Source organism: Urechidicola sp. KH5, from assembly GCF_054661455.1.
Genome location: NZ_BAAFSW010000001.1, coordinates 396,177 through 413,845 on the forward strand (window position 1 = coordinate 396,177; position 17,669 = coordinate 413,845).

At 34.8% G+C, this 17,669-nt stretch carries 11 protein-coding genes and 1 tRNA gene; 8 read left to right on the plus strand and 4 right to left on the minus strand.

Going from position 1 to position 17,669, the window contains the following annotated elements:
- Positions 1–15: 15 nt before the first annotated feature.
- From gatB/aspS to ACYQ5R_RS01895, 3 genes are read right to left on the minus strand one after another with little or no spacing between them, the layout of a single operon-like run.
- Entirely contained in the window at positions 16–3,357 is a 3,342-nt protein-coding gene (gene gatB/aspS / locus ACYQ5R_RS01885; protein WP_460189209.1) for a bifunctional amidotransferase subunit GatB/aspartate--tRNA ligase AspS, read from the minus strand.
- Positions 3,357–4,757 carry an amidase gene (locus ACYQ5R_RS01890; protein ID WP_460189210.1) on the minus strand — a complete coding sequence of 467 codons (1,401 nt, stop codon included), beginning with the start codon at positions 4,755–4,757 and terminating at the stop codon, positions 3,357–3,359. Before ACYQ5R_RS01890 ends, gatB/aspS begins: the two co-directional genes overlap by 1 nt.
- Before the next feature lie 4 nt (positions 4,758–4,761).
- On the minus strand, positions 4,762–5,022 hold the full coding sequence (locus ACYQ5R_RS01895) for a hypothetical protein (protein WP_460189211.1): 261 nt from the start codon (positions 5,020–5,022) through the stop codon (positions 4,762–4,764).
- 386 nt (positions 5,023–5,408) lie between these two features.
- Here ACYQ5R_RS01895 and ACYQ5R_RS01900 point away from each other — a divergent pair, with 386 nt between their 5' ends.
- Together ACYQ5R_RS01900 and ACYQ5R_RS01905 are read left to right on the plus strand one after the other, a co-directional pair.
- The gene (locus ACYQ5R_RS01900) at positions 5,409–5,975 is read left to right on the plus strand and encodes a DUF4870 domain-containing protein (protein ID WP_460189212.1); all 567 of its coding nucleotides are present in this window, start codon (positions 5,409–5,411) and stop codon (positions 5,973–5,975) included.
- A gap of 432 nt (positions 5,976–6,407) precedes the next feature.
- The gene (locus ACYQ5R_RS01905; RefSeq protein WP_460189213.1) at positions 6,408–8,210 is read left to right on the plus strand and encodes a M2 family metallopeptidase; all 1,803 of its coding nucleotides are present in this window, start codon (positions 6,408–6,410) and stop codon (positions 8,208–8,210) included.
- Between the two features lie 52 nt (positions 8,211–8,262).
- On the opposite strand, the gene trxB is transcribed toward ACYQ5R_RS01905, so the two are convergent.
- Positions 8,263–9,210 carry a thioredoxin-disulfide reductase gene (gene trxB, locus ACYQ5R_RS01910; protein WP_460189214.1) on the minus strand — a complete coding sequence of 316 codons (948 nt, stop codon included), beginning with the start codon at positions 9,208–9,210 and terminating at the stop codon, positions 8,263–8,265.
- A gap of 182 nt (positions 9,211–9,392) precedes the next feature.
- Here trxB and ACYQ5R_RS01915 point away from each other — a divergent pair, with 182 nt between their 5' ends.
- From ACYQ5R_RS01915 to ACYQ5R_RS01940, 6 genes are all read left to right on the plus strand, one after another.
- Positions 9,393–11,675, plus strand: a complete 2,283-nt coding sequence (locus ACYQ5R_RS01915; RefSeq protein ID WP_460189215.1) for a T9SS type A sorting domain-containing protein — start codon at positions 9,393–9,395, stop codon at positions 11,673–11,675.
- 71 nt (positions 11,676–11,746) lie between these two features.
- Positions 11,747–11,821, plus strand: a tRNA-Pro gene (locus ACYQ5R_RS01920).
- Between the two features lie 105 nt (positions 11,822–11,926).
- Positions 11,927–13,360: an SLC13 family permease gene (locus ACYQ5R_RS01925; RefSeq protein ID WP_460189216.1), complete on the plus strand. Its 1,434-nt coding sequence runs from the start codon at positions 11,927–11,929 to the stop codon at positions 13,358–13,360.
- Between the two features lie 107 nt (positions 13,361–13,467).
- Positions 13,468–14,979, plus strand: a complete 1,512-nt coding sequence (locus tag ACYQ5R_RS01930) for a carboxypeptidase-like regulatory domain-containing protein (protein ID WP_460189217.1) — start codon at positions 13,468–13,470, stop codon at positions 14,977–14,979.
- Positions 14,980–15,035: 56 nt separating this feature from the next.
- A complete protein-coding gene (locus ACYQ5R_RS01935) occupies positions 15,036–16,082 on the plus strand; it encodes a hypothetical protein (protein WP_460189218.1) in 1,047 nt (348 codons plus the stop codon).
- A 132-nt stretch (positions 16,083–16,214) separates the two neighbouring features.
- Positions 16,215–17,609 (plus strand): metal-dependent hydrolase family protein, encoded by a 1,395-nt coding sequence (locus tag ACYQ5R_RS01940; RefSeq protein WP_460189219.1) that lies wholly within the window; start codon positions 16,215–16,217, stop codon positions 17,607–17,609.
- Positions 17,610–17,669 lie beyond the last annotated feature (60 nt).

Sequence of the window (17,669 nt, forward strand, 5' to 3'; positions counted from 1 at the left end):
CACTTGCTTTTTTAATTATCGAATAACTTTCACATTCATTTCTTCTACTTTTTTATCTGATAAAGGCGAAGGAGATTTAAATAATAAATCTTCACTTGTTCCTGTCTTTGGGAATGCCATTACCTCTCTGATAGATGCTTTCTTTTCTAAAATCATCATCAATCGGTCTACACCCCAAGCTATACCTCCATGAGGTGGTGCTCCGTAATGGAATGCTTTGTACATAGTACCCACACTTTGCATCATCTCTTCTTTGTTATAACCCATGTTTTTATAGGTTGCTTCTAATATTTCTGGTTTGTGTGCACGTACAGATCCTCCTCCAATTTCGTAACCGTTTAAGATTAAATCATATTGCTGAGAAATAATACTTCCAATCTCTTCTTCTTTACCGTTTAAGTGCTTTTCTAAATCCGAAATAGCAGGCATTGAGAATGGATTGTGTGTAAATGTCCAACGTCCTTCATCTGTTTTTTCAAACATTGGGAAATCAACTACCCAGGCTGGTCGTAATTCTTTCTTATTAATTAACTTCAGCATACGTCCCATTTCTTGACGCACTGCATCTAAGGCTTTATTAGCAGTGGCATAATCGGCCGCAGAGAAAAATACAATATCACCTATTGCTGCATTAGCAGTTTTAATAATGTTTTCTGCAATATCTTCTCCTAAGAATTTTATAATTGGCGATTGTAACTCCTCTTCGTTTACAATAATATATGCCAATCCGCCTAATCCGTGATCCTGAGCAATAGCGGTCAACTTTTCAATCTGCCCTTTAGACATACGTTTTTTACCTTGCTCTTCTGCCGAAACTTTGATGCATTTAACAATACCACCATCTTCAATTGGTTTACTAAATACTTGGAACGTGGTATCTTTAACAATATCTGTAATGTCTTGCATTTGCAAACCAAAACGTAAGTCTGGTCTGTCGCAACCGTATTGATCCATTGCCTCTTTATAGGTCAAGATTTCAAACGGTTTTAAAATCCATTTTTTACCGTAAATTTTTGATACAATTTCATTGAACATATGCGTATTTAAATCAATGATTTGCTGCATACTCGCATAGGCCATTTCAATATCTAACTGTGTAAATTCAGGTTGACGATCTCCTCGCGAATCTTCATCTCTAAAACAACGTGCGATTTGGAAATACTTTTCAAATCCACCTACCATCAACATTTGCTTAAACTGCTGTGGTGCCTGTGGCAATGTGTAAAATGAACCTGCTTGTTTACGCGTTGGCACAATAAATTCACGTGCACCTTCATCGGTACCTGCAGTTAAAATAGGTGTTTCTATTTCTAAAAACTCTTGCTCATCTAAAATATCTCGTAAGAGTTTTATAACTCTATGACGGTTTACTACTGCCCTACGCACATCATCATTTCTATGATCTAAGAACTTGTATTGAAAACGTACATTTTCATTAGACTTTGTTGCTCTTTTAATTTCAAAAGGCAATGTTTTAGATAGGTTTAATATTTCTAATTCAGATGTCTCTAACTCAATAGTACCCGTTCTTAAAGCAGGATTATAATCGTCTTCTTTACGCTGTACTATAGTACCAGTAACCGTAATTACAGATTCTGGTTTTAACTTCACAAGTTCGTCTAAATTCGGGAAAGATTCTCTACTCAATCGTACTTGAAATATCTCGTTACTAGAATCTCTCAAATCAATAAATATCAATTCACCGTGATCTCTAACACTAGAAACCCACCCTGCTAAAATTACTGTTTCAGAAATACTTTCTTGAGATAATTGTGTAACAACATGAGTGCGGTACTCCTCTTTTACCACCATCGGTATTTCAGGCAACACTTCTTCTTCGGCAGTTTTTGTCTCCTGCCCTTTAGCAGACTTTCCATTACCTACTCCACCAGAACTCTTGCTTGAAGAAGTCACAGTTGTGCCAGCATTTAACTGATCTAATATCAATTGACGAATAACCTTACCTGATGCTCCTTTACCAATTATGGCAATCACTTTTCCTACTAAAATACCTGCCTTACCTTGATTACCTGTTTTAATGTCAGCAGCAATTGCCTCGTTTTCTTCAATTACCTTGGCAATCGTATTTTCGATTTGCTCTCTTGAAATAGTATTCTCTTTGAAATACTTGTTGTAATCAAAATCGCGGTCTTTTAAATATGAAGTAATCGCATTTTGAACCAATACTGAGGTAATTTTCTCTTCTTTAAACAATTGGAAGATTTCAATCAAATGTTCAATTCGATGGATATCGCTATACTCATCAGCACCGATATTATTAACCAAAGTCTTCGCGACAAATAATGGGTCTCTTAACACATTATTGATTGTCATAAAGGTTCTAGAACGTACTGCATCTGCTGTAAAGAATTTAGCATCTTGCGGTAATACTCCTCCTTTAATTAAAATAGATTCTACTGCATAAGGCAATAGACTTGAATCTACTTTAATCGTATCTACCACTTCTTTGATATTTACGAATGGTAAATCTGGTTCAGAAATAAACCTATAGTCTGCTTCAAACTCTTTTTTACGCATTGTTTTGGTTTGCTTTAAATCAGCATCCCACAATACGGTAGTTTGATCTGGTCTAAACTCTTTATGTTCTATATAGTAGTTGAATTGTTTTTCAACTTCCTCTTTTAATGCCTCTACCATAAACTTAAACGAGTTCAAGTTTTTGATTTCGGTACGAGGATTTAAATTATATGTATGCTTCTTACGCAGCGACACAGAAACATCTGATTTAAACTCCCCTTTTTCAAGGTTTGCCTCAGAAATTCCTAAATTCTGAACAATACGTTGTATGTATTGCGCATAAGTTGATGCGTCTTCAATATGACGAATACATGGCTCTGTTACAATTTCAATTAGAGGCACACCTGCCTTATTAAAATCTACTAAAGACACTTTTTTCTCGTGCATCAATTTTGCAGCATCCTCCTCAATATGCACTTGAGTAAGATTAACTGTAAACTGTGTTCCATCGTTTCTATAACACGAAACTTGCCCATCTGGAATAACTGGGTTATGAAACTGTGTAATTTGAATATTTTTTGGATTATCTGGATATTCGTAATGCTTACGATCCCATGAAATCACTTCATTCTCAAATGTCGATTTAACCGCTTTACCAAAATAAATGGCCTTTGTAACCGCCTCTTTATTTACTGCCGGAAGCACACCCATTTGACCAGTACAAACCGAACAGATATGTTCATTAGGTGTTTCAGATTCTTCATTTGGACAAGAACAAAACAACTTTGTTTTGGTATTTAATCGAACGTGTGTTTCTAGTCCGATTACCAATTCTAACTCGTGGGCTTTTAACGCCGCATCTAATTGCTCTAACTCCATTATATCACGTCTTTTAAGAAGTTTGCAAACTTCAGTATCACCTCTTCTTTACTCTTAGCAGCCGTTAATTGCAAACCAGTTACAGTGCCTTGCGGAATTGTTAAGGTTGGTAATTGCCCTAAACTAAACCCTACAGTATATGCATCAGATAAATACATGGCATGTGGATCTTTTAAACTCTCTCCTATTTTAGGTGGAGCACTTGGTGTGACCGGAGAAATAATAATATCTACCTTTTTAAAGTCCTCTTCAAAATTGGCTGAAATTTCATCTCTCAAGGCCAAACCTTTTAAATATATTTCATCAGAAAATCCTTGAGATAACACTTGGTTACCTCCAACAATTCTGCGTTTAGATTCTTCCGAAAAACTTTCTGATCGCGTAACTGCATAACTATCAATCAAGTTATCGCCTGCAATTCTATTTCCATAATTGGTTCCGTCTAATCTAGATAAGTTTGAGGCTGTTTCCGCCATTGCCAGTGTATAGTAAGTAGAAACAAGTGTATTGCCTTGAAAGAAATCTAATTCTTTTACAGCAATGCCTTTGGCTTTCATTTTATCAATAGCCGTTAAAAAATCTGCTTTTACATCAGCATCAATAGCATCGCCTTCAATAAAGTTTTTAAAGTATCCAACGGTTAATTCTTGCCCACCATCATTTACAGCATCCTCAGCGATTTCTTGTGACTCAATAGTAGTTTGATCTTTTACATCTTTACCACTCATTACATTCAACACAATACGAATGTCTTCTACTGATTTTGCTAAAGGTCCTACACAATCGGTAGAGGAAGCATAGGCCATTAATCCATATCTAGAGATACGACCATACGTTGGTTTTAAACCATAAATTTTATTGTAACCTGCTGGTTGACGAATAGAACCTCCAGTATCTCCACCAATAGAGAAAGTAGTATAATCTAAAGCAACGTTTACAGCAGAACCTCCACTTGAACCTCCACCTACTAACTCCGGATTTACTGCATTTTTTACTGCGCCAAAAATAGTATTCTCACTTGAAGAGCCATGACCAAAACTGTCGCAGTTCTCTTTTACCAATGGAATGGCGCCAGCATCTAATAACTTTTGAATGGCCGTTGCTGTGTAGGCCGATTTATAGTTTTTTAACATGGTAGACGAGGCCGTTGTTGTAGTACCTTGAACCATGTACACATCTTTAATTCCAAAAGGAATTCCTTCCAATAACCCAATTGTTTCTCCAGCCTCAATTTTAGCATCAACCTTTGCTGCCAATTCTAAAGCCATATCCTCCAACACAGCATTTACTGAGTTATAAGCGTTTTCTTTTAAAAGTGCTAGTTTTTCTTGTACCAGAGCAGTACAAGATATCTCTTTAGACACGAGTTGCTCGTGTATCTTTCTTATTTGCGAATCCATCTCCCTACCCTTCTATAACTTTTGCAACAACTAAATATCCATCTTTTTGCTGCGGAAAGTTTTCTTTGATAATTATTCTTTCAACTACTGAACTCTCTACAACTACATCTTCTCTCAAATTATCAATTGATACCGCATTATTATAATTGACATTATTAAAAGAATTATTATTTGAAGATTGTGCATTCTTGATTTCACCAAATAACTTGTTTACAGCCTCAGATGGCTGTGCTCCTTTTATACTCGACAATATGTCGACTGTCATAATTTTACTCATAATTTTAATGCGATTTATGTAAGCCAACAAATTTAGAAAACTTTATGGCTATACCAACATTATTAGGCAATTAAGACCTCAACACCACTTGCTTTTTATTAACCTACTATTTTAGTATAGAAGAATCTCGTTTTTTTGCAATATTCTCAATAAAACAAAAGAATTATAAAAAGAATGATAAGACTATTTTATGAAGTATTTAAATATAAAATGGAGTCTTTCAATCAATCTAATAAATCGGTGAAATTATATTCAATTTTGTATTATATTCGCTGAATAGCCCGTAAATACTGAAACTGACAGATAGGTGACATTTAAATGGCGTAAGGAAAACTATAGGTTCGCCATAGATTTGCATCATCAAATCAAGAAAAATGGAAAACGCAACATTAGGTAAACGATTAAAATACCAACGCACATTAAAGGGGTTGACTCAAGAACAACTTGCAGATACCTCAACTGTCGGAATCAGGACTATTCAACGAATTGAAAAGGAAGAAGTATCACCTCATAAACAAACTGTAAAACTCTTAGCCAATGCTTTAGATGTTTGTATAGAAGATTTATTGGTGATAGACAATCCGAATGAAGAAACTATTCAAAAGAAATGGATGCTTCTTTTACATGGCACACCTTTTTTAGGTTTTATTCCTTTTGGCAATATATTGTTTCCTCTATTTCTTTGGATTCACAAAGCGAAAGACAATAAAATTTATGATATGCATGGTAGGGCGGTTGTAAACTTTCACAGTTCAATAACCTTGTATTTTATCATGTCATTGCTCTTATTTTTTCCCTTTCCAGGATACAATTTCTTTTTAACAGGAGCCGTAGTTTTATTCGGTATCATTATGACCATTATTAACGTGTTAAATGCAATTAATAGAGGCACCTGTTACTATCCGCTTTCCATTCCATTCTTGAGAACACTAACAGTTTAAATTCTTAAAACATACAATTATGATTGGGTTATTAGTAATAATAGCAGTCTCTTGGGTGCTCTTATTTTTTATTGAAAAAAAAACACATTATCGTGTTAGGGGTCATCCCAAATTTGAAACGTACTTCAGAATTTTTAATCGGTGTATTGGTGATTTTCATCATCCTCGCAATCAACATTTTCTTCTCCACCTTATGGAAGAATATGCAATGGCAATTAAATGATCATATTTCAAATAATTTCTCCTTTGAAACGTGGCCATCATTTATCACGTTTGTGGTTCTTTGGAATCTGTTCTAAGTATTCATTATCCTAATTATTCGGAAATAGAATTTTAAAACTTTTTTAAAGTAACTGACAAACTTACAAAGCCATAACATGCAATAACCATTGAATTTGTATTTTTGAGAAACTATATCAAATCCACAATCAAATGAAACAATCATTTTACATATTTGGCCTTTTATTACTATTTATAAGTTGTGAAAATTCTGCTACTCAGACTAGAAAAGCAGAAGCTCAAAAGTTCTTAGAGTCTTATACAGAAACTTATAAGAAATTATATTACGAATCAGCTGAAGCTGAATGGGCTGCTAATACTAGAATCGTTGAAGGAGATACCATGAATGCCTACCGCGTTCAAAAAACAGGAGAGGCATTTGCCGCTTTTACAGGGAGTAAAGATGTTATAGAAAAAACACGTTCCTTCATAGAAAATAAAGATCAATTAGATTTGGTTCAGGTTAGACAATTAGAAGGTATTTTATACGGAGCCGCAGGCAACCCAGAAATTGTAGCAGAAATAGTAAACGCAAAAATTGCAGCTCAAGCCGCACAAGACGAAACACTTTTCGGATTTAATTTTCAAGTAGATGGCACACCAATCACCACAGGTGATGTAGATGCTGTTTTAAGAAATTCTGAGGATGAAGAAGAACGGTTACAATATTGGGAAGCTTCTAAAGCCGTTGGAGTTGATTTAAAAGATGGACTAGAAAATTTAGTAAGTCTAAGAAATCAGACAGTAGAAGCGTTAGGGTACGATGACTATTTCTCTTATCAAGTTTCTGATTACGGTATGACCCGTGGTGAGATGATGATTGAAATGAAAAAAATGGTTCAAGAAATATGGCCTCTCTATAGAGAATTGCATACTTGGGCTCGTTATGAGTTAGCTGGTAATTTTAATAAAGATATACCAGATTACCTACCAGCTCATTGGCTACCAAACAGATGGGGACAAGACTGGAGTGCTTTAGTACGTGTTGACGGACTTGATATTGATGGTGCTTTAAGCGACAAAAATGAAGAATGGATTGTGAAAGAAGGTGAAGATTTCTTTGTAAGTATCGGTTTTGATCCACTTCCAAAAAGTTTTTATGAAAAATCGAGTATGTTTCCTGCTCCAGCGGATGCAGACTTCAAAAAAAACAACCATGCTAGTGCATGGCATATGGATTTAGAAAATGACTTACGCTGCTTAATGAGTGTAGAACCAACAGCTGAATACTACGAAACTATTCATCATGAATTAGGACACATTTATTATTATCAAGCTTATACCAATGATGAAGTGCCTCCTTTATTAAGAGGTGGTGCAAATAGAGGTTATCACGAAGCTATAGGAAGTTTATTAGGGTTGGCAGCTATGCAAAAACCTTTTTTGGCTGCTAAAGGATTGGTTGCAGAAGATGCACAAGTAGATCAAACTCAAAACTTGTTGAAAGAGGCTTTAAGTTATGTTGTATTCTTACCGTTTTCGGCCGGGGTAATGAGTGAATTTGAAAATGCTTTATATGCAGAGAATTTACCTAAATCTGAATATAATAAAAAATGGTGGGAATTAGCAAAGAAATATCAGGGTCTGGTGCCTCCAACAGAAAGAGGAGAAGAGTTTTGCGACGCTGCCTCAAAAACTCATATTAACAATGATGCTGCTCAATATTATGATTATGCAATTTCGTATATTTTATTATTCCAATTCCATGATCATATAGCCAAGAACATCTTAAAACAAGATCCTCATGCAACCAATTATTTTGGAAATAAAGAAGTGGGAACCTTTTTGTATGACATTATGAAACAAGGCGCCAATTGTGATTGGAATAAAGTATTAAAAGAAAGTGTTGGAAGTGGCATGAGTGCCAAACCAATGCTCGATTACTTTGAACCTCTAATGGGCTATTTAAAAGAACAAAACCAAGGTAGAACATATACCTTACCTGAAAAAATTTAAGACATAAAAAAGCCCTCAAATGAGGGCTTTAATTTTTTATATAAACACTTGATTAAATCAATGCTCCTAAATATCTTTCAGCATCTAAAGCTGCCATACAACCCGTACCTGCGGCGGTAACAGCTTGTCTATATTCGTGATCTTGCACATCTCCTGCAGCAAACACCCCAGGCAAATTGGTTTTAGTAGACTTTCCTTTTGTAATTAAATATCCAGTATCATTCATATCTAAAACTCCTTTGAACAAGTCTGTATTTGGTTTATGACCGATGGCAACAAACACACCTGTTACAGGAATATTTGTTTTTTCTCCAGATTGGTTATTTCTAGCAACAACACCCTCTACAACTTGTTCTCCTAATACCTCATCCATCTCCGTATTGTACAATACTTTAATATTTTCAGTTCGCTCTACTCTGTGCTGCATAGCTTTCGAGGCTCTCATATAATCTTTACGAACCAACATCGTAACAGACTTACAGATATTCGCTAAATATGTAGCTTCTTCAGCAGCAGTATCTCCTGCACCAATTACCACAACATCCTGATCTTTATAAAAGAATCCATCACAAGTTGCACAAGCAGACACACCTCCTCCAATTAAGCGTTGCTCACTTTCTAAGCCAAGGTATTTAGCTGTTGCTCCTGTTGAAATTATAATCGTTTCCGCTTCAATTTCTTTTGTCTCATCAACAACCACTTTATGTATACCTCCAACTTCGTTGCTCAAATCTACTTTAGATACCATTCCAAAACGAACATCCGTTCCAAAACGCTCTGCTTGCTTTTTGAAATCTTCCATCATCATAGTACCATCAGTACCTTCAGGGTAACCTGGATAGTTTTCAACTTCAGTAGTAGTTGTTAACTGACCTCCCATTTGCATACCCGTATACATAACCGGTTTCAAATCTGCTCTAGCTGCATAAATAGCTGCAGTATATCCAGCAGGTCCAGACCCTATAATCAAACATTTTATTCTTTCAATTGTATCAGACATATTTGTGTTATTTTGTTTAAGCTCGACAAAAATAGCCGATTTTCACATGTCACTTGTCAATTGTTTATAAGTTTTTACAATGATAATATCACTGCATTTAATCGTGTGATTTCATCGCTAAAATAGTAGTTGCTTGCACCACCAAAAAAGTGCTATCTTTAGCCTCAAATCAACCACGCTAAATGATAAAAAAATTACTATGTTCAGCACTATTAGTAGTGCTATATATCACGTCTAACGCACAACATTCAATAGCACGAGAATGGAATGAATTATTATTAGAATCCATTCGAAAAGATTATGCAAGACCTACCGTTCATGCGCGAAATTTATTTCACATATCTTTGGCTATGTATGATGCTTGGGCTGCTTTTAATACAGAAGCAGAAACTTTTTTCTTAGGAAAAACTCTCGGTGATTACACTTGTAACTACCAAGGAATCACCGCTCCAAACAATAGCTACAATGCTCAAAAAGAAGCCATAAGTTATGCTACATATCGAATATTAAGTCATCGTTTTCAAAATTCTCCAAATGCTGATTACTTGCAACAAGCTTATGATGATTTTATGATTGAATTAGGTTATGAGATTTCAATTGAATCAAGAGATTACAGCAATGGTTCTGCGGCCGCTTTAGGTAACTATATCGCATCTGAAATTATTGAATTTGGTTTGACGGATGGCGCGAATGAAGAAAATGGATACGACAATGAATATTATCAACCTGTAAATGAATCTTTAATAATTGATTTAGCTGGCAATCCTAGAATGGTAGAACCCAATAGATGGCAACCACTAACATTGGAAGCCTTTATTGATCAAAGTGGAAATGCATTTCCAATTGCCACTCCAGACTTTTTAAGTCCTGAATGGGGTCAAGTAGTCCCATTTTCATTAAAAGAAGAAGATGCCTCTATTTTTGAACGAGACGGATTTGACTATAATGTATATCACAACCCAGGTCCACCGAGTTATATACAAAACAGTAATGATATAGATGGAATTGAAGACCCTTATAAATGGGGCTTTGCACTTGTATCCGTTTGGTCATCTCACTTAGACCCCAGTGATGGTGTAATGATAGATATTTCACCCGCTAGCATTGGAAACATTCAAGAATTCCCAAATGATTTTGAGTCTTATAAAGCATTTTACAATTTAGAATTTGGAGGTGATGCAAGTATTGGTCATGACATCAATCCGCATACAGGCAACGTCTATAGCGAACAGATGGTTCCGCGTGCAGATTACGCGCGTGTTTTGGCGGAATTTTGGGCTGACGGACCAGATTCTGAAACACCGCCAGGGCATTGGTTCACTATTCTAAATTATGTAAATGATCATCCAGATTTAGAAAAAAGATTTAATGGTAAAGGGCCTATTCTCGATGATTTAGAGTGGGATGTAAAATCTTATTTACTTATGGGTGGCACCATGCACGATGTCGCTATTTCAGCATGGGGTATTAAAGGATATTACGACTATACTAGACCTATTTCTGCAATTCGATATATGGCGGATAAAGGACAAAGTAGCAACCCAAATTTGAGTAATTACCATCCAGAAGGCATCCCATTAATACCAAACTTTATTGAAGTGGTAGAAGCCGATGACCCTCTTGCATTTAATCAGCTTAATAATGTTGGAAAAATTAAATTATATGCTTGGAAAGGCCCTTCGTATATTTTTGATCCAGATTCAGATGTTGCAGGAGTTGATTGGATTTTAGCTGAAAATTGGATGCCATACCAACGTCCTTCATTTGTTACCCCACCATTTGCAGGTTATGTTTCGGGGCACTCTACTTATTCTCGTGCAGCAGCAGAATTAATGACTTTATTAACTGGAGATGCATTTTTTCCAGGAGGCATGGGAACATTTGATGCAAATCAAAATGAGTTTTTAGTTTTTGAAGATGGTCCGAGTGAAAACTTAATATTACAATGGGCAACCTATAGAGATGCCTCAGACCAATGTAGTCTTTCGAGAATTTGGGGAGGTATTCATCCGCCAATTGATGATATTCCTGGAAGGTTAATTGGGGAACAGATTGGAGTTGAAGCTTTCTATTTTGCAGCCTCTTATTTTTATAAGGATACGGACGGAGATGGCTTTTTGGCTTTTGAAGATTGCGATGACACAAACCCTAATGTATATCCAAATGCCCCAGAAATCATAGGAAATGGTATTGATGAAGATTGTACTGGTAACGACGTAATTTCAGAAATTTTGGTTTATCCAAACCCCATACAAGATGAGATTACTTTATACAACACTATTTCTAGTAAGGTTCAAATTCAAATTTTTAATGCGTTTGGAGCTACCGTTTATAACAAATCTTTGCAATTACAAGAGTATTTAAGCACACTGGATTTACCTGATTTAAAAACAGGAACCTACATACTTCTTATTCAAGATGAAGAAGAAAAAATACTGCTTCAGGAAAAATTAATAAAATTGTAATAAATAGCTTTTACAATTGAGATAAAGCTGTATATTTGCAACCCGAAAATAATACCAATTGATTGGTTTTTCGGGGTGTAGCGTAGCCCGGTTATCGCGCCGCGTTTGGGACGCGGAGGTCGCAGGTTCGAATCCTGCCACCCCGACAAAAACCTTCTCTAATTAGAGAAGGTTTTTTTTATTTAAAAAACTTCGTAGTTAGCAAATTTTAAAAGAAAACTATTTTTAAATTTGAGTGCTAACTGAGGTTTATGAATTTTAAAAAAGTACTCCCGTTTCTTTTAGGGCCTTTATCATTCTTTTTAATTCGATTTTATTTTTATCCAGAAGGACTTACAAATGAGGCAAATGCTATTTTAGCAGTAACTATTTGGATTGCCATTTGGTGGATAGGTGAAGTAATTCCAATGGCCGTAACTGCACTTTTACCAATCGTATTGTTTCCATTATCTGGTGGAATGGAATTAACAAACACTACGGCAGCTTATGGACATAAATACATTTTTCTATTTATTGGAGGATTTGCTTTAGGTATTGCCATTGAAAAATGGAACCTTCACAAACGTATTGCTTTAAATATTATAAAATTGGTGGGCACAAATATCAAATCTATAATATTAGGTTTTATGGTAGCCACAGCTTTTTTATCAATGTGGATTTCAAATACAGCAACAGCGGTAATGATTATGCCAGTTGGTATGGCAATTATTTCTCAATTAAAAGACAATCCAAAAACAATTGTAAACGAGCATAACATTTTTGGAAAAGCTTTGATGCTCGCCATTGCCTATGCTGCATCTATTGGAGGTATGGCTACTTTAATTGGCACACCTCCCAACCTTGTATTAGCAGGCGTTATAGAATCTTCTTTAAATGCTGAAATCAGTTTCTTTCAATGGTTTCAATTTGGATTTCCAATAAGTGTAGTACTATTAATAATTTGTTGGTACTATCTAACGCATTTTGCTTTTAATTTTAAGCAATCAATTTTTCCGGGAGGTAAAATGGAAATTGAAAAACAGTTGAAGCAACTCGGAAAAATATCATTTGAAGAAAAACGCATTCTACTCGTTTTTGTTGCAACAGCACTTGCATGGATTTGTCGACCTTATATTTTAAAACCCATCTTCCCAGCTATAGATGATACAATTATTGCTGTTATAGCATGCATCCTTTTATTTATAATACCCGCAAAGGAATCTAAAATGATCTTGAATTGGGAAGACACCATTAAATTGCCTTGGGGTATTCTATTGCTTTTTGGAGGGGGTATGGCATTAGCTGCGGGATTTGAGAGTAGTGGTTTGGCACTATGGCTAGGAAATAAAATTACCGCATTATCTGGTGTGCATTTATTTGTGGTATTATTAATTATTATAGGTTCTGTAAATTTTATGACAGAAATGACCTCTAATATGGCAACCACGGCAATGCTTTTACCTATACTAATTGCTGTAGCCTCTAGTCTAGAATTTCATCCATATATATTGTTAATTGGAGCAACTGTTGCAGCCTCATGTGCTTTTATGCTTCCAGTTGCAACACCACCTAATGCCGTAGTTTTTGGATCTAAATATTTAGAGATAAGCGATATGGTTAAAAAAGGGTTTTGTCTAAATATAATCTCTATCATTTTGCTGACGCTTGCAACTTATTTTTGGTTGCCTCTCATTTGGAATTTATAATAGAATTAACAAGATTTAGAAGATTGATGTTAAAAATGACTTAATTAGAGTTATGTATAATTCTACTTATGAATTAGTTGTATTATTTTCGAGAAAAATTAATTGAAATGAAACACAACTACCTTACCCTCTTACTAGTATTTGTAACAACTATTACTTTTAGCCAATCTGAAATTAGTGCAGTAATAAAAGATTCAACAAACCTTCAAACCATACCATTTTCATCTATAACTCTAAATGAAGGTTTTGGTGTAATTAGCAATAATGAAGGCTATTTTGTTATGCATTTAAAAAAATCTCCAACTGAACAAGATACACTTCAATTTAGTTGCTTAGGTTACGAAACTCTAAAAGTGGCAGCAAGCTCTTTTAAAGATAGCATTGTACTGTTATCGCCCAAAACTTTTGAATTACATGAAGTTGTTGTAACCAAAGAAAATTTAACGGCCGAAGAAATTATTGAACGCGTTAAAACCAATCTCAAATTGAATTACGATACAGACTATATTAAGAGCACTTTATTCTATCGAGAATCTCAATATACTGATGTATTAACAAAAGAAATCAATTTAAAAAAGTCGACAATACCAGAATTTAACCAAGGCTTAATAGACAGCATACTTGCAGCTATGCCAGAAAAATCTGATCATTATACAGAGGTATTATCAGAAAAATACTCGAATCACAAAATTGATGATGGCTATAAACTAGATATCTTAAAGGCATCTGAGTTATATGACAAAAACAACGAAATTACCTTTGAAAGTTTTGAAGAACGTTTGACGAACATTATTAAAAACAATGTAAAACCAGATTCGTATTTTAAAATTAAATCTGGCTTATTCGGCACAAAAGAAGAAATGGACTCTACGCTATTTCAAGATCCCGAATCCAAAGAAGCAGCCGCATTAATTGAAGAAGAGAAGAAAAAAGAGAAAGATAGAAAAGAGAACTTCTTAAAATGGAGAAGAAATGGCATCAAGAATTTAGAAAATTCTAGTTTAATTTATGAAGAACCATCTCTAAACTTTTTAGAAAAATCAAAAAAATACAGGTTTACACTTGAAGACTATGCCTTTTTAAATAACAACTACGTTTATAAAATAAGTTTTGTTCCTAAAGGTACTGCAGATTATAAAGGAACCATGTATATAAATCCTCAAGATTTTGGAATTGAGCGCTTAGATTTTGAAAATGTAAAGAATATTAAAAGCTTTAAACTTCTCGGTTTAATGTATCAAGCTCATCTGCACAAAGGTACTTTTATTTATGCTAAGAATACAGCAGATAAATATGTTCTTACCTACGCTGAAAGTACTATGGGAAATCGTTTTGGCATTAAAAGACCACTCAAAATCATTGAGAAAAATAAAAACATTAAAGGTCGCAGAAAACAAAACGAAGTTTCTGGAGATCTAAACTTTCAATTAGCCGTTATAGAAAAAAAAGAACTCGTAGTATTTGAAAGCAGTGCCATAGAGAAAAATGAATTCGATACTTTTAAAGAAGCTCCAAAAGTGACCCCTACATATTTACCACATTACGACCCAGAATTTTGGAATGGTTATAATGTAATCGAACCCAACCAAGCTATAAAAGAGTTCAAGAGTGTAGAATAACGAAAATAAAATTACTATAAAGAGTTAGCAGTAAATCTATTATATTTGTTTTTACTATGAAGCTACTAAAATTGTTATTCGGGGCATTAGCCATTCTTTTGTTACAGTCGAACCCTGTATATTCTCAAACTATAGACAGTACTCAAATCGGCAAGGAGTATCCATATGTTTTGCCTATTCTAGGTAAAAAAGCATATGCAAAAGGTTATGAACTACAAAAGCCTTTTGGTGTAATGATAGGAAGTGTTTTTAATAAGCAAGGTTTGGTACTTGAAGATTTTGAAATGGCCTTTAGCAACGATGGTACGCCACCAGATCAATATTTTGCTTTAGATGGAATTTTAGATTTTGGCCCCTCAGAAGGTAGAATCAACACCATTAATGCGAGAATAGATGCTTGGATATTACCCTTTTTATCAGTAGGTGTGTATTATGGTAATGTTTGGGGAGAACAAGACATCAGATTTAGTGTGGTAGGAAGTGATTATTTTACAAGTACAACTGATATTGAAGGAAAGTATTATGGTTTAAATTTATTAGGTATTGCACCTCTTGGGCCAGTTAATATTGCTGCAGATTATTCTTGGTCTTGGACTACAAATGAGAGATTAGATAAACCCGTACTGATAAATGTTAGTGGTATTCGTGTTATCAAACAAATTAAAACAAAAAAGAAAGGCAGATTTTGGGCAGTTTGGGCAGGAGCTCAATTTCAAAATTTAGATAGTCGTACCTCAGGTAATATTGCCTTTGACGAGGCATTAGGAATTACAGAAGAAGATAAACAGGCTTTAGAAAACCATTGGAATGCTGTTCAAAATGATGAAATTGTAGTACGTCAAGATTTTCTTGGACGTGATGTATATTGGAGTGATCTAAGTGAATCGGAACAAGCTCTGAGGACTAGTGCGTATAATCTAGTTACAGGAACTATAGATTCTAATGTATATTACAAGTTTAATAAACGTTTAGAATATGAATGGAACATGTTATTAGGTTTTAATTACCAACACAACGAACGTTGGCAATTTAGAGCAGAGTACGGATTCTTAAAATCTAAACAACAACTTATGTTATCTGCAAACTACAGGTTTGGTCTTTAATAATCTTGTTTAAGTCTTCATTGATTTACAAGTCATTAATATTGAATAAAACAATATTTTATAAAAAAAGCATTTCATTTCTGAAATGCTTTTTTTATCTTTAAAAGAACTTATTTAACTAAAATAAAATCTATGAAATCTAAGGTCTTTAAAATTTGTCTAACCCTATTTTTATGTTGCTCTGCAATTGTATTTGCCCAACAAAATGAATCTTCAAATTATATTTTAATAACAAACGTAAAAGTTTGGGATGGCACGAGCGAGAGTTTAATAGATGCCGACGTGCTAATTGAAAATAACTTAATCAAAGAAATTAAAAAGAATGCTAAGGCTCCTAAAGACGCCATGGTTATTGATGGTAAAGGTGGAACAGTAATGCCTGGTCTTATTGAAGGACACGGTCATTTACAAATGAATGGAACTTCTATTAATGATATTGAAAATAATAGAAATTGGGAAGAACTAGCCGTACGATCAGTGGTGAATGCAGAAAATGCATTAATGTCTGGGTTTACAACTTGGAGAGATGCTGGTGGTATGGGAGCTGGCCTTAAAAAAACCATTGATGCAGGCTTGCTAAAAGGACCGAGAATTTACCCTTCTGGTGGTTTTATTGGCCCTACAGGATCTCATGCAGATTTTAGAAATTTTAATACGCCGAACGAAAGTATGAATGGCACCCAATCTAATGGTGGCAGGTTAGGAATGACACTAACAGCAGATGGAGTAGATGCCATTAAAGCAGCTGTTAGGCAAAATTTTATGCAAGGTGCATCACAAGTAAAAATCATGTCAAGTGGTGGCGTTGTATCCCAATTTGACCCATGGCAATTAGATGCCTACAACGCAGAAGAAATTAGAGCTGCTGTTGAAGCTGCAAATGCATATGGCTCCTATGTAATGTCTCATGCATATAGTAAAAAATCAATTATGCGTTGTTTAAACAATGGTGTTAAAACCATAGAACATTGTTTTATGTTTGATGGTGATGTTGCCGCTTTAATGGAAGAAAAAAATGCGTACATGACAACAAACATGCAAGCCTTTTCTCCTGCACTTTCTCAAGTTTCAGCAATTTCGGCAAGTAAAGCTTCTGCAAGAAAAGCTGATTCAGCTCAAAAGGCTTTTGCAAACTATATAGATAATGTAAAAAAATACCGTCCTAAATTAGGGTTTCAAGGAGATTGTGTTGGAATGCCAGAGGCATGTAATAAACAAAACGACCACCAAATTTATTTGGGTGCGAACTTTTTTGGAAACCATTATTATTTAAAAGCATTGACGTCTGTAAACGGAGAAATCGTGAAGTTAAGTGGCGAAGTAATGGACCCATATCCAGAAGGGAAACTTGGTGTTATAGAAGTTGGTGCCTATGCTGACTTGTTAATAGTAGATGGTAATCCACTTAAAGACATCACGCTTATTGGAGGTAATGAAAAGTGGTTTGATGCACCGGTAAGAGAGGGTATAGAAAGCATGAAACTAATTATGAAAGATGGTGTTGTTTATAAAAACACCTTAAAATAACTCAATATCAGAATTCTATCAGATTAAAAGCATTTCTCAGTGAAATGCTTTTTTCATTAT

Excerpts from the sequence above, each read along its gene's own strand:
- ACYQ5R_RS01890 (WP_460189210.1), bottom strand. The coding sequence starts at position 4,757 with ATGGATTCGCAAATAAGAAAGATACACGAGCAACTCGTGTCTAAAGAG.
- ACYQ5R_RS01925 (WP_460189216.1), top strand. The coding sequence starts at position 11,927 with ATGAATTTTAAAAAAGTACTCCCGTTTCTTTTAGGGCCTTTATCATTC.
- ACYQ5R_RS01940 (WP_460189219.1), top strand. The coding sequence starts at position 16,215 with ATGAAATCTAAGGTCTTTAAAATTTGTCTAACCCTATTTTTATGTTGC.
- trxB (WP_460189214.1), bottom strand. The coding sequence starts at position 9,210 with ATGTCTGATACAATTGAAAGAATAAAATGTTTGATTATAGGGTCTGGA.
- ACYQ5R_RS01895 (WP_460189211.1), bottom strand. The coding sequence starts at position 5,022 with ATGACAGTCGACATATTGTCGAGTATAAAAGGAGCACAGCCATCTGAG.
- ACYQ5R_RS01930 (WP_460189217.1), top strand. The coding sequence starts at position 13,468 with ATGAAACACAACTACCTTACCCTCTTACTAGTATTTGTAACAACTATT.
- ACYQ5R_RS01915 (WP_460189215.1), top strand. The coding sequence starts at position 9,393 with ATGATAAAAAAATTACTATGTTCAGCACTATTAGTAGTGCTATATATC.
- gatB/aspS (WP_460189209.1), bottom strand. The coding sequence starts at position 3,357 with ATGGAGTTAGAGCAATTAGATGCGGCGTTAAAAGCCCACGAGTTAGAA.
- ACYQ5R_RS01905 (WP_460189213.1), top strand. The coding sequence starts at position 6,408 with ATGAAACAATCATTTTACATATTTGGCCTTTTATTACTATTTATAAGT.
- ACYQ5R_RS01900 (WP_460189212.1), top strand. The coding sequence starts at position 5,409 with ATGGAAAACGCAACATTAGGTAAACGATTAAAATACCAACGCACATTA.
- ACYQ5R_RS01935 (WP_460189218.1), top strand. The coding sequence starts at position 15,036 with ATGAAGCTACTAAAATTGTTATTCGGGGCATTAGCCATTCTTTTGTTA.